The organism is Streptomyces cyanogenus (assembly GCF_017526105.1).
Classification (GTDB): Bacteria; Actinomycetota; Actinomycetes; order Streptomycetales; family Streptomycetaceae; genus Streptomyces; species Streptomyces cyanogenus.
The window spans coordinates 8,658,030-8,678,952 of sequence record NZ_CP071839.1; the positions used below are offsets into that span (position 1 = coordinate 8,658,030).

Consider the following 20,923-nt stretch of genomic DNA (forward strand, 5'->3'; position numbering starts at 1 on the left):
AAATATGAAGATTTGCCACTGCTGTGCTGCCACCGGTGTGCAACAAGGACGGGTAAATTTCCGCCCCCTGAACCTATTGGAAAACCCAACCCTACCGTCCTTTCACAGCCCAGCGACTGGTGACCATCGTTGCCCTCTCAACCGTGCTCGGTAGGGAGAGATGGTGCTGCGGAACGGCGCTGAAGAAGCTGGCGGCAACCGCAACGACGTCACCCAGCTCCTGCCCCTGCTGAACAAGATCCCGGCAGTGGCCGGAGTCGTCGGCCGACCACGCAGAGGGTCCGACGTCACAGCGTCGCTTTGGTAGGGCGCGGTGGATCGTAGTCGCCATCCATGCCCCGCACCGACTCGTGCGACGGCACCGTGAAGTCTGGGCCTGCGGGTTGTACCGAGCGCAGCAGCTCCACTGCGAACTCTTCGAACTCTACAGGGGTCATGGCGGGCTGAGGGTAGCGGGCCGTGAACTGGGCGACCGTGTTTTCATCCTGCTGCGCTGCACGTGCTTCCAGTGCCGACTCCTTGAGGCAATGCCTGTGCGCTGGGGCCAGTGTGGCGTCCGGGGCGGCCGTGCCGGCCGTCCACGTTCTAGCACGCCCAGCCGACAGTCATTCGGCGTCGAGCATGACGTAAGAATGTTTGGCTGTGATCGCAGGAGGTGCGTCAAAACGGTGGCGCCGGTGCCCGGGCGGCCTTCGGAACTCGGCGCGGTAACTACGGGGGGAGGGGCCAGCCGGATTGTTCGCACCGAGATGACGGCCCTGCGCGCTGGTCTGATCGGGGCGCAATTACTTGCCGCGGAGTTCATCGATCCGTTGCTGCTCCCAGTCGTCCAAGATCATTTCGAGGCGCCTGACGGACGGTTCGATACGGTTCAGGGCTCGGTCCAGGTTGATAAACGGAATCATCAGCCCGGTGAGTGACGACGTCTTGGACTTCAATCCCTCTGCCTGTTTCGCCCAGGACGGCAGGTGCTTGGAAACGTCGTTGAGTCCGGTCAGCATGCGGGCCATGTCGTCATCGGGGAGGGAGGGATCCGGTTCTCCGGAGCTGTTGACACCCAGCAATTGCTGCGCGGTGGCCACGGCCGCGATGACGGCCTGCACCCGCTTCACCGCGTGACCGTGAAACCGGTGAGCCATCGCTTTGACATCGACATCGACCCCTTCGGTGAGTTGACTCCGAAGCTGCTGCGGCGTCACGACAGGAGTGGGGTCCGAGGATGCTAGGGGCCAGGCGATCGGTCGGTGCCGGCCGACAAGTTCGTCGGCCAGAACCCTGTAGGCGAGTACAAGATCTGAGATCAGATCCGGTTCCAGCGTGTCCCGGTGGTATGCCGCATTGCGGTACTGGTGCAGCCGGTCAAGAACTTCACGCTCCGAGGCTGTCAGCACGCCCTTCTGCTTCAGGAACTTGGTTCTTTCGTGCAGGTGGTCGTCCATAGCCTTGCGGCGATCCGGTCCCACGTGCTCGTCGACAAGCCGGCTCAGCTCCTCGGTGAGCTGTCCACCGCTGTCACGGAACCGGCGCATCTCCTCGATGACGCTGTCAGCGACCTGGAGGGCCAGCCGGGCGTTGACCTCGCGGCCGATGACCACCTCAACCAGGTGGTCGAGGAGGATGAGGGCGAGGCGGTCGTGGGCCTGATCGCCGGCCTCGGCGCATCGCCGAATCTCGGTTATTTCGACCGCGAGCCAATTCCACTGCTCGGCCTGATGTATGGCGCCGCGATCCCAGTCGGCTGCGAAAGGCTGCATAGGCATGGCAGCAGCCTCTCACTGCCTGGCAGGCGGACCACCAGCGCCGCGTGGACGAAACGGTGATGGGCGCCATCACACAGCGTGGGCAGCGTGGTATCACCTAAGCGGCGCCGCAGCGAGGACCTCACCGCCGCCACCGGGAACGTGCTCGCCTAACCACCTCACTGTGTCGGCAGGGGCCCAAGGGGCCGAGTTCCGGGAAATGTCCCACGGCCGGCCCTGCGCACGGTGACAGAAGACGTCCCTCGGGCGTTGTCCTCTGCCGCCGGAGCCCGCGAGGCCGCATTCCAGAACCGGGTTCGGCCAGCCATCTGAGTTCTAGGCTGGCACCAGCCAGTTGGCCCCACCCGTCAGGAGAGCACGTTGACGCGACAGCATCAGTTTCCCTGGCAACGGCGGGTGTTCGTGTTGGACGAGCCGCCCGCTCAGGGCCGCTATGGATGGGCGCCCAGCGGCGCCGAGGCCGGTGTGCTGCTGGCCCAGGAGCGGGCCACGGCGGTCATCGTCCTGCGCGGCGAACGCGGCATGGGCAAGACGTACGCTCTCCGCCAGGAACACGATGCTCTGCTGGCCGACGGTCTGCATGCCGCCTGGCTGGAGCTGAAACAGTGCACCACGACCCGGCTGGCGCAGAGGCGCCTGCAGGCAGCTTTGACACCTCCCGCGGGTTCGGGGGAGTGGCACGTTCTCCTCGACGGCCTGGACGAAGGCCTCAACGACCTTCCTCAGCTGGACCAGCTCCTAGAGGAGGCGCTCGAAGATGTGTCCGACCGGGACCGCGAGAGGCTTCGCTTGCGGATCACCTGTCGCAGCGCACGCTGGCCCGGGCGACTCGAAGAGGCCCTGCGCACACGCTGGCAACCCGACCAGATAAAGATCATGGGTCTGGCCCCACTTGGCCGGGACGACGTAGCCGTCGCGGCCAAGGCGGTCGGTGTGGCGGACACCGACGCTCTCCTCGGGTCGATCCAGCAGAAGGGTCTGATCGCGCTGGCCACCCATCCGGTCACCCTGCTGCAGCTCCTTGACAGCTATGCCGACGACGCTCGCCTGCCGGCAACGGTGCACGACGCCTACCTCGGGGCGTGTCTGCGCCTGTGCGCTGAAGAGCGTCGCTCGACCGACCCGCGGCAGCTGCAGGCTCAGGCATCCCCTGAACACCTGCTGGCCGTCGCGGCCCGGCTGGCCGCCACGATGCAGTTCGGCCCGTTCACCGCCGTGACTGATGCCCCCGTCACCGACGACTCGGCCACGTCGGCAGACCTGCGGCTGTCACGCCTCGACGACTCCGACGAACCCGGGCACCTGGGCGGCCGCGTCCCGTGCACCTTGTGGAACCTGCGCCAGGTGACCGAGTCAAGCCTGCTGGTCCCGACCGGCGACCTGCGCTGGGTATTCGCCCACGACAGCTACCGCGAATTCCTTGCTGCGCACTTCCTGCGCATGCGTAACCTGCCGCCGCACCCGCAGCGCCAGCTGCTGTGGATCGGCGATGGCGAGGCCCGCCACATCATCCCCGCCCACCAGGAAGTCGCCGCCTGGCGCGCCACCAGCGACGCCACGCTCTTCGCCGACATGCTGCGCGACGACCCCCTCGTCCTGCTCCTGGCTGACCTGCCCACTCTTGCCGACACCGCACGGGAGCGCACGGTCGACGCGCTGTTTGCCCTGCTGGAACGGGATGACACGGTAAGCCTTGACCACAGCCTGCTGCACCGCCTCAACCACACCGGCTTGGCTGACCAGTTGCGTCCCCGCTTGCAGGAAGGTGGCGCGGACCATCTGCTGTATGCGGCTTTGAGTATCGCCCGGGCCTGCCCGTGTCCCGAGCTGGCCGACGACTTGCTGGCAGTGGCCGAAGACGCCCGCCACGGCACGGGCGTGCGCACCGCGGCCCTGGCCGGTGTTACCGAGCCCACCCCGGACGCTCTCACCCGGATCGCAGGCCTGTCCCAGGACGCCTCGCCCGAGGTGATTGCGGCGGCACTGCGCCACCTCTACCCCGGCCACCTGACCGTGACCGACTACCTCGATCGCATTCGCGACCCGGACCCCGCCTACGTGGGAGCAGCCTTCTTCCTGCGCCGCGAGGCTTCGGCACAACTCGACACATCCATCATCGTTGAAGCAGCCGGATGGGCCGGGCACGCCCTGAAGGCGGGAGCCACCCAGGACGCCAGCCCCAGCCTGGCCTTGGCCGTACTGACCCGCGCGGTCACTCTCAACGAGGACACCCCCGCCCTCAACCTGGTGCCCCTCATCGGGGAAGGGCTGCTCGGCCTGGCCGGACACGAGGACCTCCTGCACAGTTCAGCCCTGCAAACCGCCCTTGAGGAACTGGCCCAGGCACTGGACGGCTGTCCCCATACTCGCCGCCTTCTCGCCCGCCATCTCCTCCAGCACGGCGATGACGACCCCTTCTATCTTCTGCTGTCAGCCATCCCCGGCGGGGCGTTCCTGCCCTCCACGGACCTGCTGTACTGGATGGAGCACTGGGACGAGCTGACTGCTATCAGCCCGGACCGCGCGCGGCAGGCTGTCCGGTTCGAACCTCCTGAAGACCCCAAGAGCACGGCACGTGCCGACGTCGCGCGTCGCGCCCACCCCACACTCGCCGCCGTCACCACGTTCTGGGACACCTACCGGCACAACCAGCAAGAACGCACTGCACACGTCGAAGCACAACGGCAGCAAAGCCGCTTCGACCCGGCTGCCATGGACACGGCCCTCGACGAGGTCCTAGCCGCCCGCGGCCCCAGCGTCCTGACCGCATGGAACCAGCTGCTGCGCTGCCTGCGGCGCACACCCGACGGCTCACCCTCAGCGCGGCAAATGACGGGCCTCCTCACCCTCGCCGCCCAGGCGCCTTCACGCCCTGCCGCCGCCACCGGCACTGCCAGGCGCCTTGACGATGCGGCCATGCACCTCCTGACCGAACTCCCCCCGCTGACCGCTGCCCACTTCCGGCTAGGCACAACCACCCGCTCGCCGACTGCCGAACTCACCGCCTTCGCCCTCGTCGACAACCCGCAAGCGCTGCACGCCGACCCCGCGCACTGGGCTGGCTGGGCCATCGCCCTCGCCTGCACCACCGTCTACGGGGCCGACGAACGCGACATCCAGCAGACCTGGCTTCGGCTGTGCGTTCCGCGCGCCGGAAACCAGATGCCCCCGCTGCTGCTGGACGCCCTCAACCACACCTCAGACCAGCTCCTCCGCGACCTGGCCCGCGCCCTGGGACAAGACCCCTCCCTGGGTCTCAGACCCCTCCTGCACACCTGGGCTCTGCACCGCGACCGCAGCCCCGAGCAGTGGTGGACCGTCATGGACGAACTTGACGCAGCCAACGACCCGGACGCCCTCGGCCACCTGATACACGCCCTGGGCACCGACCCGGGCGTGTACGAGCCCGGCTCGCCACCACGGCAACGATGGCTGTTCGCCGCCCGCACGCTGCTACGCCACAACGTCCTTCCTGACCACTGGCCAGCCCTGCGCCGCGGCCTGGGCGATCCCGCGGTCCTCAAGGAGTACGGCGACCTCCTGGCTGGCCTGACGACCGGGCCCGACAGCTCGCCCTTCGACCACCTTGACGAAGACGCTCTTGCCGACCTCTACACCCTCCTGCTGGAGAACGTCGGCGTCGAACGCCTGCAACGGCCCTTGCGCAGCGGCTTCATCCAGGAAGAAGACCGCCTCGTCGACCTGCTGCGCCACCTGCCGCTCAGCCTTGCCTCCTGCGGTACCCACCGGGCGGCAGCCGCCCTGCACCGGCTCGCTCAGGCATATCCGCAGGTGTGGCAACTGCGCATGCTCGCCCGCGACACCGCCCGCACAGCAGCAGACCACAGCGTCCGGCCCCTCAAACCAGAACAGCTGATCCGGCTCGCCACCGACCACCAAACACGTCTCGTCCGCGACGCACGCCAACTTCTCGACCTGGTCCGTGAATCCCTGGCCGTCCTGGAGGAAGACCTGCAGGGCTACAACGGAACGGCCGTCACCCTCTGGAACCGCAACCAGCACCGCTTCACCTCCGCCACCCAGTGCTGGCCCTGCTGGGAAGACGACCTCAGCGACGCCGTCGCCTCCTTCCTCCGCCGCGACATCGGCGGCCACCGCGTCGTCGTCAACCGGGAAGTCCAGGTACGACGCGACGGCCTGCCCGGCCTGCGCACCGACATACAGATCGAAGCCCCCGCGCTCGCCGACACCGGCCAGCACACCCTCAGAGTCATCATCGAAGCCAAAGGATGCTGGAACCCTGAACTGCCCACGACCGCCCGCACCCAACTGCGCGCCTACCTCAGCGAACCCGACACCGCCGGTCTGCTCCTCGTCGGCTATTTCCACTGCACCCGCTGGAACACCAAGAAACGCAGCTGCCCCGCGACCAACCACGACATCGACGACGTCCGCCGCGAGCAACACGAACAGATACGCCAACTGACCAGTAACGAGTGCTGTTGGCCGCTGCGCATGTACTGGACTGCCGACTGCCTGGTGAAGACAGCGACTGGCGCAAAACGGCGAATGAGCCAGCGTAGGCGCCTGGGCCTGCCTGCAGCCCGGACCGTGAACGATCACTACCCTGGAGGCGCCGCAGATCCGGCCAGCGCTCACCGTCCGATCAGACTGACAATCGTCTTCCTGTCCAGAAGGCACGCTCCCTGCAAGGGGAGCCTCCGGCCATGCGCCTCTTAAGCCGTTCGCATCAGCAGGAGGCCCTGGCAGGGAAGGGCCGCGGCCGGTGCGCAGGCATCAGGACTGTGCACGCGCAGCGCGCCGGCCCAGTCCCGCTCGGGCGTTCATAAAGGCCAGCGACCGGACGTGAGGGCCCATTACGCTCTTTTGGATGTCTGACAAGCGACCTCCCGGCACCCTGGGGGTTGATCTGCGCACACCGGGCCTTCGCCCGTGCGGTCTCTGCGGCGAGGTAAGGGAGATGACGAAGGCGCATGTGCCGCCTCAAGTGGCCGGCAACCGGGGCAGGGTGACCAGCGCAACCGTGCGGGTCCACAACAACGCACGCAGCCTCGGTCGGCTCGCTGCGGGCGGCATGTGGATGCGCGGCCTTTGTGGCGACTGCAACAGTCTCGCCGGATTGAACTACGACAGCGCTTATGGCGACTTCGCCAAGGCACTGGACACCTACCAGCGCGCGCGCACGCTCCTGCACCTTCCGCAGGCTGACCCAGCGCCGCCCGTGCGGGTCGCCCCAGGCCGGGTCGCCCGGTCGATCCTGATCGGGATGTTCGCCACCACTCCTCAGTTACGGGTGATGTTCCCGGGTCTCGCTGTCGACCTTCGCGAGCGGCGCGATCACATCGCGCTGCCCGACGGGGCCTCGCTGCGCATGGCCCTGTATCCCCTGAGGTGGACACGCCTGGCCAGCATGTTCAACAACTACCGGGTGCTGGGGCGCAGGCTGCACTACAACGTGTTCTCCGAGGTCTACTTCCGGCCCCTGGCGTGGGCCTTGATACCCAGCGACCGCGGGTACGAAGAGCGCCTGGGCGAGTCCGTCTTCGATGACCTTGGATGGGCAACCGTGGACGAGTGGCTCCAGTACGGCGACGACGTCACAGCGGTCGATCTGCGAGACCTCTGCCGCCATGGTGTCCCCCACGTGCGTCACCCGCTGTACGGGCCTGAACAGGACAACTGGGTTCAGCTCTTCAGCGACAAGATCACGGCCATCATCGAGGGCGAGATTCCACGGTGATGAGCTGAGACACAAACGGTAGCGGCAGGATGCGATGCCAGCATGAAGGCAGCAGTAGCCCCGCCCCGCTATAGGCTTCTGCACGCGCACGACACTTAGTCACGAGAGGGCTCCTGCTGATGGCCGAAGAGATCACCGGTGCTTTGACACGCTGGGACATCTCAGCGGCACACCTGCCCGCGACGGTGCTGACTGCCCCAACGGGCGACCGCGTGTTTCTGCTCCCCGACTCAAGCATCGACGGTATGGCCCTCTACCGGGACGATGTTGCCGGATTGATCAAAACACTGCGACACCTTGGCGTGGACATCGACTTCGCATGCGCGCGAGAAGACCGCCGCTATCTCAGTGAGTACGGGGCCACCGAGGTGGTGGCCACCATCGGCCTCGCTGTGGTCACCACCCTCACCACCGATCTGGTTAAGAGCATCGTTCTGACTGCCTGGCAGCGGGCGCGCTCCTCATTGGGGCCCAGTTGCCCTGATGAGGAGGTCGACGAGGCGCGTGTGACGGTCAAGATCGCTGAGATCGTCCGGACCGAGAACGAGACGGCCATCCGCGGTCTAGAGATCACCAGCCGGCTGGCAGACATCGAGACCCTCATCCAAGCGGCCGTGTCCGACCCGGCCCGTGCCGAGCTTCCCCCGGCAGACCCGAACGATGTCGCTCCGGAGGACACCACCGGATGAGAGTCTCCGGCCTCGTCATCCGCACCGGGGTCCCTCTGCCCCCGGCATCGGGCCCTGTGCGCCAGGCCATGATGCACAAGGATGGCGTGGCGGCCCTGCGGGAATCCATGCGCCTGTACGGACAGTTCTGTCGCAGCATCTCTCTCACCTGGGGCCTGTCGCTGGCCCACCTTCCGTCCTGGGCGTCGACGACAGAGGAACTCCACCGCCGCGGACTGTGGATGATGAACGCACAACGGGACTTCCTTATCCACGTGTGGTCGCGGGCCCGACGCCAACTGCGAGCCAACATCGAAGTACGTACCCTGCCGTCTTCCTGGTCTGCCGGTCCACCCACCTCCGACCGGTGGAGCCACTACCAGTACACGGCGATGGTGCGTTCTCTGCACCTACCGCATGACACGCGCCAGCCCACCTACCCGTGGCACGACCTGGAAGCGGCGGCACGCACCTCGCTGGCCCGTGCTGTCGACGCCTACAACTTCCTCGAGGACAGCGAGCTTTCCGAACTCGCCCACCGACACGTTCACCACGTCGCAGCCCTCGTAGGCGGACTGTTCGGCTGCAACATCGAGTACTCCGACGACACCTACTGGGATGTATGCCGGCTCACGCTCATGCACAGCAGATGGGGCATGTCTGCCGGCTTCACCTCTACCCGAAACTGTTCCCTCTGCGCACAGGACATCGAAACCTGTCAGCATCTGCTCGACACCCAGTACGAGGCCACCGTGCGGCATGATGCTCACGGAACATGCAACGCGTGTGGCCAGATCAGCTGTCCACACACCGACGGTGAGACCGTTTCCGCCTTTCCGCGGCCCGTTATGTCCGAGCTGCACATCCACGAAGTGAGTCTGGTCTCCCGGCCCAGAGACCCCCTAGCCCGCTTCCTCAAGGTCGAGATGAGTCGCGATGCCCTCCTGCAGTGCCTGGGAGAGGACCCGTCCGGCAGAGACATCTGCTGCTACCGGTGCCTCCACCCCTGCAGTGGATTTGACTGAACGTTTCCAGCGTTGACGCTCCAGGGTGCGGACGGCAGCGGCGATGACTGTCATGCGGTGAGGGCTGCAGCGGGCTCTGCGGAAGACGCGCCAGGCCTTCAGTCTCGCGACGCTGCGTTCGACCGGCGCTCTTGCCGCTGACAGGGCCCGGTTGATCGTCCGGTGGGTCGCGGTGAGGTCCTGGTGCGGGAGCCGTCTGATCGGCGTGGTTACCCAGGAGCTGGCCCCGATGTAGGCGCGGTCGGCGAGGACGGGTACGCCCTGGCGTTCGCAGATTCGGGTGATGCGGTAGGTGCGGGCCGCGGTCAAGTCGTGCGGCCGGGCAGTGCGGGCAAGATCCACAGCTGCTTGCCCGCAGGTCGGCAACGACCTGCACGTTCACGCCGTGGCGCCGGTGCTTCTGGGAGAAGTCGGCCCGGCTGTCACCGGCCTGGTCACTCGGCGAGCGTTCCGTCGAGCAGGACGTGAACGGGATCCGTTTCCCGCAGGACCCGCAGCAGCTCGGGCGCCCGGCGGGATAGATGCCGACGACGGCGGTGACGTAGGCGTGGGCAGTGTCGACGGATATACCGAAGCCGGCGGCGATCTGCGCGAGCGCGTCGTGCCTGCGAAGGTAGACCCAACCGACGAGAGCACGCTGGTGAGGCGGGAGCTTGCAGCGGCGGTCACCCCCACGGGTGGCAATGAGCGGGAGTGCGAGCTAGGTGACCTGGTCCTTCAAGGCGGTGTTCTCCGCCGTCAGGCCGGCGACCCGCTTCTTGAGTTTGGCGACGTTCTTCTGCGGCCGCGTTTCGGTCGCGGTCGCCGTCTCCGTGGTCGGCGCGGTGCCGCGGAAACTCAGGTGCTTGCCGCACGGCCCGCTCACTACCGTGAAGGGTCCCGGCTCGGAGCTGAGCAGAACACGGAAGGCACACGGCGATGAAGCGCCTCGAACTGGTCATCGTGCAATTTGAAGAGGTTAAGCGCCTCATCGAGGTCGGACGGGTCCCGCAGCTGCGGCTGGCCCATATTCTGCTGGACAGCGCCGTTGAACTGATCATGCACCGCATGGCCGAGGCCGTCTTCGACGCCGAGCGTTTCGACTTCGACCGGCTCCAGCAGCTCCGCCGGCTAGAAGCGATGCGCAAGAGCGACAAGCCTTTGAACCGCAAGTTCGGTGCATCAGGGCCGAGCGACGACGAGCTCCGCGCGGATATCCAAAGGCTCGAGAAGATCGTGACCTCGACGACGCAGCGGAAGAAGACCACCGAGTTCGGCAAGAGGATCGACTTCCTGGTCGGGAAGAAGAAGCTCCCCGAAGACCTCGCGCCGGTGCTGAAGAAGTTGCACGACTACCGGAATGAGACCTACCACCGTGACCAGCACCGAGTCGAAGTCATTCGTCCCGCCGTCTTGATCTACTTCGACGCCGCATGTACCGTCCTCGATCACTACGAACTGGGCATGCTGATAGGGGACGACTCACCCGGCCCCGAGCTGGCACGCTTCCAGGACGGCACTTCTTCCGACCGCCAGAACCCCTTCGAACTTCCCCAGCGGGTCGCGAAGCAGCTGCGAGAGGAAGTGGGCCTGGACCTAAGGGCGGTGAGGACCGCGCTGGTTGACCATCTTCTCGGACGTCTTGATGACCTTGAGTCGGGACTTGCCTACATTGAGGAGAACACCTCCGGCGGCGCGATCCCGGGCGACGGCATTCGGAGTATGCAGATCGAGGACGACGATCTGGAGGCGATCTTCGACAAGCAGGCGCTCCGGAGCCGGAAGTATCCGCTCACCATGAAGGATGTCCGGTCCTGGATCGAGAGGGCCACTGCGATGGAGGGCATGGAGGACAAGCACGCGCTGTTCGCAGAGCTCGCGGCTCTTGAGGACGCGTTCGAGGATCTTGAACAGAAGGTTCGCAAGGCGGTCTGGGTAATCGACGAGGCAGCGAACATGCGCTGAGGAACACCTGGGCGCCTCCAGATGATCGGCCTGCCTACTGCAGGATCCGGCGGACGGCCTCTTTGCAAGAGGACCAGCGTCCGGCGCACATTCGCTCCCTGCAGAATTCCTGGCGGGGTGTCAGATGATGTTGCTGCGGCCGATGGCCAGGGTCTCCAGCAGGTCCTGCGTGATGCGTTCCTTTTTCTCCCAGATCGCCTTCTGCGCGCCTTGGCTGACGAGCTGGGACAGGGCCCGCATGTAGCCTTTGCTGCGTCGGTGTAGGTATTCGTGGAGGTTGGTCAGGTCGTCCGGCTGATGGTGGTGCAGGCACAGGCGTTTGTCGAATTCGCGGACGATTTTCGCGAACAGCTTGCGGCCTTCGTCGTCGTAGCCGATTCGGCTGGTCCGTAGGCTGGCGTAGTCGCCCCAGATCTCCTCGTGGTCGGCCAGGGCGGTCTCGCGGTCACGGGTCAGGGGATCGACGATGGAGCGGGCGGCACGGCCGGCGAAGACGAAGGTGGCGCCGGTCTTCTCACTGATTTCTTCCAGGTAGGCGAGCGACTCCTCGGCATCCGCGCCGGCCCGCAGTTGCTCGATACCGTCGACGAGGACCAGCAGGGTGGAGCTGTTGCGCATTACATGGCAGACCGAGCGGGTGGGGTCGGTTCCGCCGTCGTGTTTGAGGCCGAGGAAGGAGGCGAAGGAGGTGGCCCAGTTCCGTCGGCCGCCGCGAGTCAGGGGAGGGACCCGGAGTGCGATCACCGGTACCCGGTTCTCGTCCGGCTCGTACAGCCGGGCGATCTTGTTTTCGTAGTAGCGGCCGATGTACTGCAGGATTTCGGTCTTGCCGGTGCCGCGGGGGCCTTCGATGATGACGCCGGGTTTGCCGTGGGTGCGTTCCCGGTTGGACAGCAGGTGCTGGTGGACGACGACCAGCGCGCGCCCGATGGCGGGGGTGACCACGGTCGGCATCAGGGCGTGATAGCGCAGCCGCAGGTCGTTGTCGCTGACCTTCGCGTCGGGCGGCGGACTGTCGGCCAGGTCCGGGCGGGTGCGGTCCAATGCGGCGAAGGTACGCCAGTTGCTCAGCGTGTCTAGCCACAACGGGCGGGGTGCGGCAAACACCGGCGTGGGGGCGGGGGAGTCGACGAGCAGGCGGATGTCGTCGTCCGGGACGAGGGCGGGGATGTCGTCGCTCAGGGCCTGTACCGGCGGTGTCATCGGGTCGTCTCCTGAGGAGGGTCGGTCTCGGCGGGCAGGTCCAGCAAGAGACGCGCGGTGCTGTCGAGGCTGTCATCGAGGTCACCCAGGCCCGCGAGGGGCGGGCGCGCTTCGGCGTCTGTGCCGCCGGAAGGGGCCGACCTAGGGTCCGGCCCGCCCGTGAGCGGGGGCGGGGCGTACAGGCTCGGCTGGTCCACTTCCAGCACGGTCAGCGGGCCCAGCGCCGACAGGTCGAGCGCGTCCGCCCCGGCAAAGGGGTCGAATTCCCTCGCGCCGTCGGCCGGTGCAGGCACGGTCCCGTAGCCGGGCACCGGCCCGTACCCGTCGGGCACGTGCACCGTGCCGGGTTCGTCCGGGCCCTGTCCGGCCCGCTCCAGCAACTCGGCCAGGACCTGGGCGATGTTCTCGTCGTCGGTGTGCCGGCCGCCGCGTGCCATGTGTTCCGCGGTGGCCGTGTCCCACAGATGCTGGGTCCACGGGGCGCCGATCAGGTGCTGGTACTTGAAGACCGCTGTGATCCACTCGCCGGAGCGGTGGTCACGCAGCCACACCTGCTCCGGGGTGTTGGGGTTGTAGCGCAGCTCCCATCCGTCGCGTTTCTTGCCTTTCAGCCCCGACGGTGCATTGCGGATCCCCTCGCCGAGCTCTCCCTTGTAGTTGTCGTAGGTGCGGTTCTTGAAGCGGATACCGTCGTCGCGCACCCCGACCCAGGCGGTGGGCAGCAGCTCCAGGTAGTCGTTGAAGCCCAGGGGGATCGGAATATAGCCCGCCGCCTGCACGCCTGCGGCGTACATCTGATTCGGTGTCAGCGGCGGCAGGTTCGGCTCGTAGGGGCTGCGCAGCTCGTCGTGCGGCCGCGTCTGCCAGCCAACCGCGATCCACTCTTGCAGCAGGTCGTCCAGTTCCTGCAGCGTCCACAGCCGCTCCAGAGGGGTCTCCTTACCTCGGCGGCTGAAGTCCCGCCCGGTGTAGGAGTTGATGTGCTGGCTGAAGCCCGACTTGATCGACTCGAAGGTCCGCTCGACGATCGCCTTGTCCGTCGGGGTGCGCCTGCGGGCCGGGCGGACGGTGATCCCGAGGAAGGAGCAGGCGTCGAAGAAGGTCTGACCGGCGAAGACCGTGCCGTGGTCGATCACGATGGTCTCCGGCATGATCACCGGACGGGCCGCGGCGTGTTCCATCCGCGCGTCGACTTCAAGCAGTTCCTCATAGGGCAGGTCGGAGCGGGCTGCGGAGGCCGCCGGATCGAAGCCCGGCCGCATCGGCGCGGGCATCATGCAGAGGGCCAGCAGGAGAGAGGCGTCCACGGCTTTGGTGGCACGGCCCGCGGTGGTGTTTGTGCTGAGCAGCGCCCGGGTCTGCTGCCGGGTCCGGCGCCGGCCTGCGGTCTTGGGTCGCAGCACAGCGGCGATGATGCTGCGCGTGAAGACATCGATGGCTGCTGTCAGCTCCACCTGGGTGGGCCGGCCGTCGTCCCCGAGTACTTTCACGTCCAGGGCTGTGGAGTCGACCTGGACCAGTTCGCCGGGGGCCGTGGCGGTGGTCACCCCGAACGGCGGTGCGGGTCGGTTGAGCCGGTCCTTGCGGCGCCGGGTGGGGTCCCGCAGCTGCATCGCGTCGATGCCCAGCCGCTTGAGCAGCGCGTACAGGGTGGGATCGGCCGGCACCTTCATCCGGGGGCCGGGTGCGGCACTCGCGGCGCGCCGCAGGCTTTTGAACAGGGTGCGTGCGTCCGTGGCGGCCTGCTCCCGGGCCTGGCGTTCGTGCAGGGCCAGCAGCAGGTCCACCACCCGCGGATCCGTACGCCCGTGCAGCGTGCTCTTCCGCGTGGACCTCTTGTCGACCAGCCCCCAGATGTCCTCCTTGAGGAAGGCCAGCCGTTTGCGCTGGACCGTCTTCCAGGACACCGACCAGTCCAGCACTGCGCTCAGCTCTGCGGCCTTGCGCTGGTATCGCTCGATCAGAGTGAACCGGGCCGGGTCGTAGCCTTCGCGGGGCGTGCTGCCTTCGGGCATGTCCGGCAGCAGACCGGTCTCGACCTCGATGACGTGACGACGCCAGATCCTCGCGTCCCGGGCGCTGTCAGCACTGATGCCCTCCAGCATCGACCAGGTCGGCAACGGTCCGTCCGACGTGGGCGCGCCCGTCTGGTCGAGTACGGCGAAGTCCGCTGCCGCAGCCAGGAGCTGGATCACCAACGCGACCGGCGGTGCCGTGCTGCCTGGTGCGGGCGCCAGGTGCACCGTCGTGCCCGACAGGGCCGTCACCGTGTACCGGTCGCCCATCCACCGCACCCGGTCACCCGGCGCCACGATGCCCCGCGGCGCGACCCCGGCGGGCTGTGGCCGCGGCGTGAGCATCCCGGTCACACGGCCTCCGTCTCTACGGGGCGACGCATCGCCGGCGGCACACGGCCCGACACGCCGATCACGCTGTCCGGCCCCATCGCTCGGTTCCACTCCAACGTCAACCTCTGCCGCCACAGCAGGTGGTACAGCCGCGGCAGCGTCGACAGCCGCGGCAGACCCGTGGCCCTGATCCCCTCCTCCAGCGGGCGAGGAGCCCGGAAGGCAGACATCAGCGCCTGCTCGACCTCCCGGTCGCCGTACCGCGGATGCCGGTAGCGCGACACCCACCGCAGGTTCGCCAGAGCCATCGGAGCCGGGACCCGCGGCATCCCCAGCTCCCAGCCCGCCTCCCGGCACGCCTGGCGCAGCACCTGCTGCTGCCCCTGCCACCGGGGACTGGGACCGCTTGCCGGCGGGCAGGCGATCACCAGGGTCGTTCCCTGGTCCGTGCGTGCGAAGAAGTCCGGCACGAGGCTGCGTTCACGGCCCCGCTCACGCCACTTGATCTTCGCGGACCAGGCGGTGAACTCCGTCACCGCGGGAGTGAAATCCAAGAGCATGGCCACGGCCAGCACGTTCATGGACCGGCAGCCCACGTGCCTGCCGGTCGTGGCGGCCCACCACCAGGTGGCGATGCTGCGCTGAGCAGGATGATGCGCCGGACGCCAGACCTCGCCAGTGCGAGAGAGCGCGACCGAGCTAGCCCGGGCGACGGGGACGGTGATGCTCCTGCTGCCGTCCTCAAGGCGGTGGACCACCGTCAACGCCTCAGCCATCGTGCTCCCGCATCCGTCTGGCCCCTGCAACTTCAGTAACTGCAGGGCGGGTTGACTGTAGTGCAGGGGGGAAGGCAAAGGGTTAAATGCCGTCATCCTCAAAGCCGTCGGCCGCCCCGTCGACGACCGGCATGACGCCCCGCAGGGCGAGACCATTACCACCCTCACCTCCCCCTGCAGACCACTGACCTGGACGGCCCCACGCCAGCCGCATGCCCGCTCTGTCCAGGGCCGCACCCGCCGCCACAAGATCCACGATGACCGGATGCCGACGGCGCACGCCGCCGGCCTGCCAGATTCGGCTGCGTGCGAGAAGACCACCCCGACACCTCCGACCTCCACGCCCGCGTGGACGGGCTCCTCGCCGACCTGGCAGCCCGGCGCACCCCCCTGCCGCCGCCCCGCGAACGGACCCGGCTGCGCGAGGCCGCGGGCCTGTCCCCTGCACAGGTAGCGGACACCCTCGTCTGCCAGGCTCAGGACGTCGAGGCATGGGAGGCCGGGAAGCGGGAACCGCTCGGTATCCGTCGCACGGCCTACGCGCGGCTCCTCAAGGGCCTCAAGCACCTGGAGAAACCGAAACGGGACGACAAGCCCGTCCCCGGCGAGAGCACCGCAGCACCCGCAGCACCCGCACCCACACCGCCCGCACCGCCAGCACCGCCCGCCGGGCCGCAGCAGCCGACGCTTTTCCCCGCATCCGCCGAAGCATCACCACGCCCGTCAGTGGCCAGCGAACCCCCCGTCACGCCCACAGGACCGCTGGCCGTCATCGACCACGACAACCTCCTGGTCGCCCACTTCACCAACGGCACCCAGCTGCCCCTGGACGCGGACGACCTCGTCGGCCTGCTGGAGTGGACGCTGCGCAGCGGTCTGCACCAGGAAAGCCTGTCCCCCCACGGCAAGGACAGTGACCCGCTCATCGTCCTGACCCCCGCAGCCATGGCCGCACTGCACCTGCCCACCCACCTCGAGGACCGAACCGCCCTGCGCCTTCCCACCGGCCATCCCGTCCTGACGCAGTTGGAGCAGGCAGGCTTTCTCCTCACCCGCCGCGGCTTCGGCCCGTGGGCGGGGATCTACCGGCCGGTCGTGAACAACAAGCGCGCCTCGGTACACGTTGCCGTTATGGCCTGGGGAGCCCTGTCCCAGGACGGGTGGAGTCTCCCACCGCTGCCGCCATCAGACCTGGCACGGCTGCTGGGCACCTACGCTGCCCGACTCCTGACCCCCAGCGGCTCCACCGCGGTCTGCGGCGTCAGACTCATGACGGCCCTGCGGCCCCCCACCAAAGCGACTTACGACCCGGCCACCCTCAAATGGGTGTCCGGGCCCAACCCCGGCGCCCTGCACAAGCCGTTCGAGCCCGCGCCCCCAGAAGCCCCCGACGCCCACCCCCTGGCTCAAGGCCGCCCGCCGGAGCAGGCCATGGAGGAGGAAGCCTGGGACTGGAGCCGCCCGCCCGACCAGCAGGAGACAGCCGACTTCCCGCACGTCGTCGGACTCGACACCAACATGGCCTTTATCGTCGCCGCATCCAGGCTGTCCGTCGGCCGCAACGCCCCGCCCCGCCATGTCACGACACCCGCCTTCGACGAGAAGACTCCCGGCGCCTGGTACTGCGACCTCAGCCACGCCCCGCACGACCCGCGCCTGCCCTCGCCCTTCACCGCCACCGGCCAGGCCCCGACCAGGCCCGCCTGGTACACGACCATCACCCTCGCCTACGCCAAAGAACTCAACATAGAGGTCCGGCCCATCGAGGCCTACGTCCGCGACGATCACGGCCCGTACCTGGACCCCTGGTACACGCGGCTGAGAGACGCCTACCTCGCCACCATGGCCGACCTCGGCGTGCACAAGGACATCCCCCAGGGCAACTACCTGGCCGCCATGAAAAAACTTTCGACGGCCGACCCCGCCCTGCTCGCCCTGCTCGCAGCCATCAAAGCCACAGGAAAAGGCGGCCTCGGAAAACTCCGCGAAGGCCCCCGTCCCCCCGCCGCCCCCTACACACGCTGGCCCGCACTCAACCAGCCCACCTGGCGCCCCGACATCCGCGCCGCCGTCATCTCACGCACCCGCGTCACCCTGCACCGCAAAATGCGCAGAATGCTCACCGAGACCGGCCGCAGCCCGCTTGCCGTCCTCTCGGACTGCGTCATCTACCCCGCCCACCAGCCGACCGCCCTCGACGTCGTCCCCGCCGGCCCCGACCAGACCGGCATCAAGGGACTGCTGTGCTTAGGCGTCAACCCCGGCTTCGTCAAAGAAGAAGGCGTCCAGACCATGGCCTGGTACCAGCACCAGCACACCCAAGGCCTCAACCCCGCCCGCTACATCAAAGCCACCCCCGACGCCTGACCTCTCCCGCGCCGATGCCACCTGCCCCACACCTACTGTGCCGGCCGCCACGGCATGCTCGTCATCCGCGCTCCCAAACGCCACGGAAGACACGACGCCTCCTCCAGCGGACCATGCACCGGAACCACACGATGCGGCTCCAACAACGCCAACGGCACACTCCGGGGATGCGCCCGCGCCTCCTGCCGCGCCACACGCTCGACGACCGGCACCGTATTGCGGTGCGACATCAGCCACGCCTCCAGCCCCCGATGCCCCCCGGCAGCCATTTCCTCACCCATCCCCAGCCGTTCACCCACCCACTGAACCCACCGCCCCGTCGACCACCCCGCAGGACCGCCCGCGAAACTGCGCCCCACCGCCCGCTGCCGCTCCCGCACGGCCATCGCCTCCGCCACGACGACCGCCTCCGGATACACCACCAGGGGAACAGCCCACAGCGCCGAACGATCCACCCCCAAAACCTCCTGCCGCGCCCGCCACACCCCACGCCAGGCCATCTGACGGCACTGCCACCAATACACCGCCACCTGCTGCGCATCCGCCAGCAGAGCCCGCGCGTACAGACCCGTACGACGCTCCAGACCCACCCGCCGCACGTGCGCCTCCACCACCTCCGGCAACCGCCCCAGGCCGACCTGGAACTGCCCCCGACCCACAGCCGTCCACCGTCCGTGCCGCACACACACCGCCCACTGCCCACCAGGCACCCGCCACACCGGACGCTCACCGAGCCCAGCCGCGCACAACCCACAGGCCTGCACCGGCATCCAGCTCTCCGGCCAGGCTTCCACCTTCACCTGGTGGCGGGCCCGGGGACCGATACCGCTGTCGCCGAGCGACACCAACGCCCGTTCCAGATGCGGCAAGGACCGTCCGCTAACCTCCGCCAGACGCTGACGCGCCACAGGCCCCAGACGCACCTCCTCAACACCCGGATCAACCGCCCGGATGGTCCTCGGCGCACCGATGTACTGAGCCAGCTCCTCGAAGGCCATCCCATTGCGCACCGCAAGCCGCCACAGATACGACGCGACCGTCTCGCCCCGCACCATCACCACACGTCCCGGCAGCCGCGCGAGCGGATTCTCGATCCTCATAAAGCGATCGTCACAACCCCCGCCGCCGGCGCCACACAAACAAGCCACCCACCACGAAAGCTGCCCGCCGTGCCCCTGAGGCTGAGCGCCGACACCGTCCAGGAAGCCCTCGACCGGGCCGACTCCCGGCACTGGACCCGCAACCCGCCCCACTCCATGCGAGCCCGGCTCACCTATCTCCTCAAGCACTACGAACCTGCTGCCCTGGCCCGTCGGCTCCAGACGACTCCCTCCTACTTCGACGCCCTGCTCGGCGCACAGCAGGTACCGGAAGACCACCCGCTGCATTACGCGGTGGAACGCGAAATCGTCCGGATGTGGCAGCCCCGCGTCCGCCGCCGCGCCCACGCCACCATCCTCGCCAACGGCGGCCAGATGACACTCAGCTTCCGCGCATGGCTGGGATTCACCGCAACAGCCGGATCAAGCGACGACCCCCGCCTGCGCTTCCTGAGCCTGCACCTGGACGCCCCCTATCCGGAACGCCTGTTCACCGCCCGGCGCATCGGAGCACCGGAATCAGAACTGCAAGCCATCCTCAACGACGCCCTCAGCATCTGCTACTTCCACCGCGGCCGGCCCGCACACCCCCGCGAGAGCGTGAGCCTCGACCGCATCGACTTCCTGGAGTTCTACTACTGAGATCGTCCCGCTCCTCCCGTGCCCCGCAATGACCCGGGGAGCAGGTGGTTGATCCCGGTTGCCCTCACGCGCTGCTCGCCAGTGCCCATATCCGCATTCGGAGGCGCGGGGACCTGAAGTGCAGGCCGGCTCGCCCGGTTCTGGCGGACTGGTCGGCGCATCCTCAGCACCTGAGGTAGAAAGGACGTACGTGCAACAAGCGGCCCGGGGGGCACCATGGTTCGCATAGCAGTCCGCAATGTCCGGTACAGAAAGGGAGGCCCCAACAAGGAGCTGCGCCTGGCCCTATGGGAGGTGTGGGGCTCGAAGTGCTACTGGTGTTCAAAGCCGGTGGAGTTCGGCTTCGTCCAGATCGACCACATCATCCCCAAGGACGTCAGCGAACCCCGAATGCGCGAACTCAAGCGCACTTACGGCCTGCCGCACGATTTTGACATCCACGATCCGAAGAACCTCGCGCCCATCTGCACTCCGTGCAACGGGGCGGAGAATAAGAGCAACGACACCTACGACGCCCCAATCGTGGTGACCCGTCTGAAGACGGCAGAGAAGCACCGGGCCAAGGTCATCGCTCACGTACAGAGGTTCGGGCTGTCCGGCAAAGTAGCCGCACATCTGCTGGAAGCCGCCACGGCGGATCTTAGCGATCCGGGCCTACGACAGGAGTTCCTGGACCACGCTCCCGCCGTCGTTCAGATCCTGGCAATGATGGATCCGGGACTCGGTGACTACCAATCCTTCCGCGAGGTGGAGGTGGCGGTCTGCGAAGACACGGGAAGATACCAGCGCGTTGACGTAACCCTGGACCGCCGGGGGCGTTCCGCGGTGTCGTTGCTGGAAGAGGTCTGCGAGACAGAACTGGCCGACACGCTCCAAGCCCCGGTTGTGCAGCTAATCGACGAGATTCACAACCGGGTAACCGCCGGATTCGAGGGCGCCGAATCGAGCGACCCGATCACCGCGGGGCCGCCCACCGATGACTTCATCACGCTTGACGTCGACTCCCTCGACTTCAGCCGCTTCGCCGGCGAGATCGAGTTCACCTTCAATGGCACCTTTGAGGGCAGCCTCTCAGCGTCCTTGGTACGTAGCAGCTCCGACGGTGACGGGACGGACGAGCTGCAAGGCGACGCTGTAGTCAGCGGCACCTTCTCCATCGTGGCTGTCTGGGACCTCACGGACGATCCGGCCGACCTGTCTGCGGGCGAGTGCACCATCGTCAACTGGGAGCAGGACCTCCACGTCTCGTAGCACGCTGGCAACCAGAGCCACAGGCTCCGCTGCCACGGTGCTGTCACAGTCACAGCGAACAGCGGTATCTAGACGCGACTGCGCGCCAGCTGTCGCGTTCGGCCGCCAACTAGCGTG

The 20,923-nt window shown here is 67.5% G+C and carries 15 protein-coding genes and 2 pseudogenes; 9 read left to right on the plus strand and 8 right to left on the minus strand.

Going from position 1 to position 20,923, the window contains the following annotated elements; all coding sequences use genetic code 11:
• Positions 1-190 precede the first annotated feature (190 nt).
• Positions 191-286, plus strand: a pseudogene (locus tag S1361_RS38280) (IS5/IS1182 family transposase); the annotation flags it as partial.
• 1 nt (position 287) lies between these two features.
• Here S1361_RS38280 and S1361_RS38285 read toward each other — a convergent pair.
• Together S1361_RS38285 and S1361_RS38290 are read right to left on the minus strand one after the other, a co-directional pair.
• Entirely contained in the window at positions 288-437 is a 150-nt protein-coding gene (locus S1361_RS38285) for a hypothetical protein (RefSeq protein ID WP_208036964.1), read from the minus strand.
• Positions 438-785: 348 nt separating this feature from the next.
• Positions 786-1,760 (minus strand): hypothetical protein, encoded by a 975-nt coding sequence (locus S1361_RS38290; RefSeq protein WP_243768997.1) that lies wholly within the window; start codon positions 1,758-1,760, stop codon positions 786-788.
• Positions 1,761-2,120: 360 nt separating this feature from the next.
• On the opposite strand from S1361_RS38290, the gene S1361_RS38295 reads away from it, so the two are divergent.
• The 4 genes from S1361_RS38295 to S1361_RS38310 all read left to right on the plus strand — a co-directional run bounded on the left by S1361_RS38295 (position 2,121) and on the right by S1361_RS38310 (position 9,175).
• The gene (locus S1361_RS38295; protein ID WP_208029887.1) at positions 2,121-6,461 is read left to right on the plus strand and encodes a hypothetical protein; all 4,341 of its coding nucleotides are present in this window, start codon (positions 2,121-2,123) and stop codon (positions 6,459-6,461) included.
• 241 nt (positions 6,462-6,702) lie between these two features.
• Positions 6,703-7,482: a hypothetical protein gene (locus S1361_RS38300; protein ID WP_208029886.1), complete on the plus strand. Its 780-nt coding sequence runs from the start codon at positions 6,703-6,705 to the stop codon at positions 7,480-7,482.
• A 119-nt stretch (positions 7,483-7,601) separates the two neighbouring features.
• Positions 7,602-8,171 carry a hypothetical protein gene (locus tag S1361_RS38305; protein ID WP_208029885.1) on the plus strand — a complete coding sequence of 190 codons (570 nt, stop codon included), beginning with the start codon at positions 7,602-7,604 and terminating at the stop codon, positions 8,169-8,171.
• On the plus strand, positions 8,168-9,175 hold the full coding sequence (locus S1361_RS38310) for a hypothetical protein (protein WP_243768994.1): 1,008 nt from the start codon (positions 8,168-8,170) through the stop codon (positions 9,173-9,175). The genes S1361_RS38305 and S1361_RS38310 overlap by 4 nt, the downstream gene beginning before the upstream one ends.
• Before the next feature lie 9 nt (positions 9,176-9,184).
• Here the strand turns inward: S1361_RS38310 and S1361_RS38315 are convergent.
• Positions 9,185-9,860 (minus strand): annotated as a pseudogene (locus tag S1361_RS38315) (transposase); the annotation flags it as partial.
• Between the two features lie 15 nt (positions 9,861-9,875).
• The gene (locus S1361_RS38320; RefSeq protein ID WP_208029884.1) at positions 9,876-10,040 is read right to left on the minus strand and encodes a hypothetical protein; all 165 of its coding nucleotides are present in this window, start codon (positions 10,038-10,040) and stop codon (positions 9,876-9,878) included.
• Positions 10,041-10,093: 53 nt separating this feature from the next.
• On the opposite strand from S1361_RS38320, the gene S1361_RS38325 reads away from it, so the two are divergent.
• On the plus strand, positions 10,094-11,119 hold the full coding sequence (locus tag S1361_RS38325; RefSeq protein WP_208029883.1) for a hypothetical protein: 1,026 nt from the start codon (positions 10,094-10,096) through the stop codon (positions 11,117-11,119).
• A 120-nt stretch (positions 11,120-11,239) separates the two neighbouring features.
• Here S1361_RS38325 and S1361_RS38330 read toward each other — a convergent pair whose 3' ends face one another.
• From S1361_RS38330 to S1361_RS38340, 3 genes are read right to left on the minus strand one after another with little or no spacing between them, the layout of a single operon-like run.
• Positions 11,240-12,322 carry an AAA family ATPase gene (locus S1361_RS38330; protein WP_208029882.1) on the minus strand — a complete coding sequence of 361 codons (1,083 nt, stop codon included), beginning with the start codon at positions 12,320-12,322 and terminating at the stop codon, positions 11,240-11,242.
• Positions 12,319-14,691: a DDE-type integrase/transposase/recombinase gene (locus S1361_RS38335; protein WP_208029881.1), complete on the minus strand. Its 2,373-nt coding sequence runs from the start codon at positions 14,689-14,691 to the stop codon at positions 12,319-12,321. The genes S1361_RS38330 and S1361_RS38335 overlap by 4 nt, the downstream gene beginning before the upstream one ends.
• Positions 14,688-15,446 carry a TnsA-like heteromeric transposase endonuclease subunit gene (locus S1361_RS38340; RefSeq protein ID WP_208029880.1) on the minus strand — a complete coding sequence of 253 codons (759 nt, stop codon included), beginning with the start codon at positions 15,444-15,446 and terminating at the stop codon, positions 14,688-14,690. Before S1361_RS38340 ends, S1361_RS38335 begins: the two co-directional genes overlap by 4 nt.
• Before the next feature lie 306 nt (positions 15,447-15,752).
• On the opposite strand from S1361_RS38340, the gene tap reads away from it, so the two are divergent.
• Entirely contained in the window at positions 15,753-17,813 is a 2,061-nt protein-coding gene (gene tap / locus S1361_RS38345) for a telomere-associated protein Tap (protein ID WP_243768986.1), read from the plus strand.
• 32 nt (positions 17,814-17,845) lie between these two features.
• Here tap and S1361_RS38350 read toward each other — a convergent pair whose 3' ends face one another.
• Positions 17,846-18,913 carry a TniQ family protein gene (locus S1361_RS38350; RefSeq protein WP_208029879.1) on the minus strand — a complete coding sequence of 356 codons (1,068 nt, stop codon included), beginning with the start codon at positions 18,911-18,913 and terminating at the stop codon, positions 17,846-17,848.
• Between the two features lie 69 nt (positions 18,914-18,982).
• On the opposite strand from S1361_RS38350, the gene tpg reads away from it, so the two are divergent.
• On the plus strand, positions 18,983-19,555 hold the full coding sequence (tpg, locus tag S1361_RS38355; RefSeq protein ID WP_208029878.1) for a telomere-protecting terminal protein Tpg: 573 nt from the start codon (positions 18,983-18,985) through the stop codon (positions 19,553-19,555).
• Between the two features lie 330 nt (positions 19,556-19,885).
• Positions 19,886-20,806 (plus strand): HNH endonuclease family protein, encoded by a 921-nt coding sequence (locus S1361_RS38360; protein ID WP_208029877.1) that lies wholly within the window; start codon positions 19,886-19,888, stop codon positions 20,804-20,806.
• Positions 20,807-20,923: the final 117 nt, after the last annotated feature.

Bases quoted from the DNA above. Each gene is read 5' to 3' on its own strand.
- S1361_RS38305 (WP_208029885.1), top strand. From the start codon at position 7,602: ATGGCCGAAGAGATCACCGGTGCTTTGACACGCTGGGACATCTCAGCG.
- S1361_RS38300 (WP_208029886.1), top strand. From the start codon at position 6,703: ATGACGAAGGCGCATGTGCCGCCTCAAGTGGCCGGCAACCGGGGCAGG.
- S1361_RS38310 (WP_243768994.1), top strand. From the start codon at position 8,168: ATGAGAGTCTCCGGCCTCGTCATCCGCACCGGGGTCCCTCTGCCCCCG.
- S1361_RS38330 (WP_208029882.1), bottom strand. From the start codon at position 12,322: ATGACACCGCCGGTACAGGCCCTGAGCGACGACATCCCCGCCCTCGTC.
- S1361_RS38285 (WP_208036964.1), bottom strand. From the start codon at position 437: ATGACCCCTGTAGAGTTCGAAGAGTTCGCAGTGGAGCTGCTGCGCTCG.
- S1361_RS38290 (WP_243768997.1), bottom strand. From the start codon at position 1,760: ATGCCTATGCAGCCTTTCGCAGCCGACTGGGATCGCGGCGCCATACAT.
- S1361_RS38340 (WP_208029880.1), bottom strand. From the start codon at position 15,446: ATGGCTGAGGCGTTGACGGTGGTCCACCGCCTTGAGGACGGCAGCAGG.
- S1361_RS38325 (WP_208029883.1), top strand. From the start codon at position 10,094: ATGAAGCGCCTCGAACTGGTCATCGTGCAATTTGAAGAGGTTAAGCGC.
- S1361_RS38350 (WP_208029879.1), bottom strand. From the start codon at position 18,913: ATGAGGATCGAGAATCCGCTCGCGCGGCTGCCGGGACGTGTGGTGATG.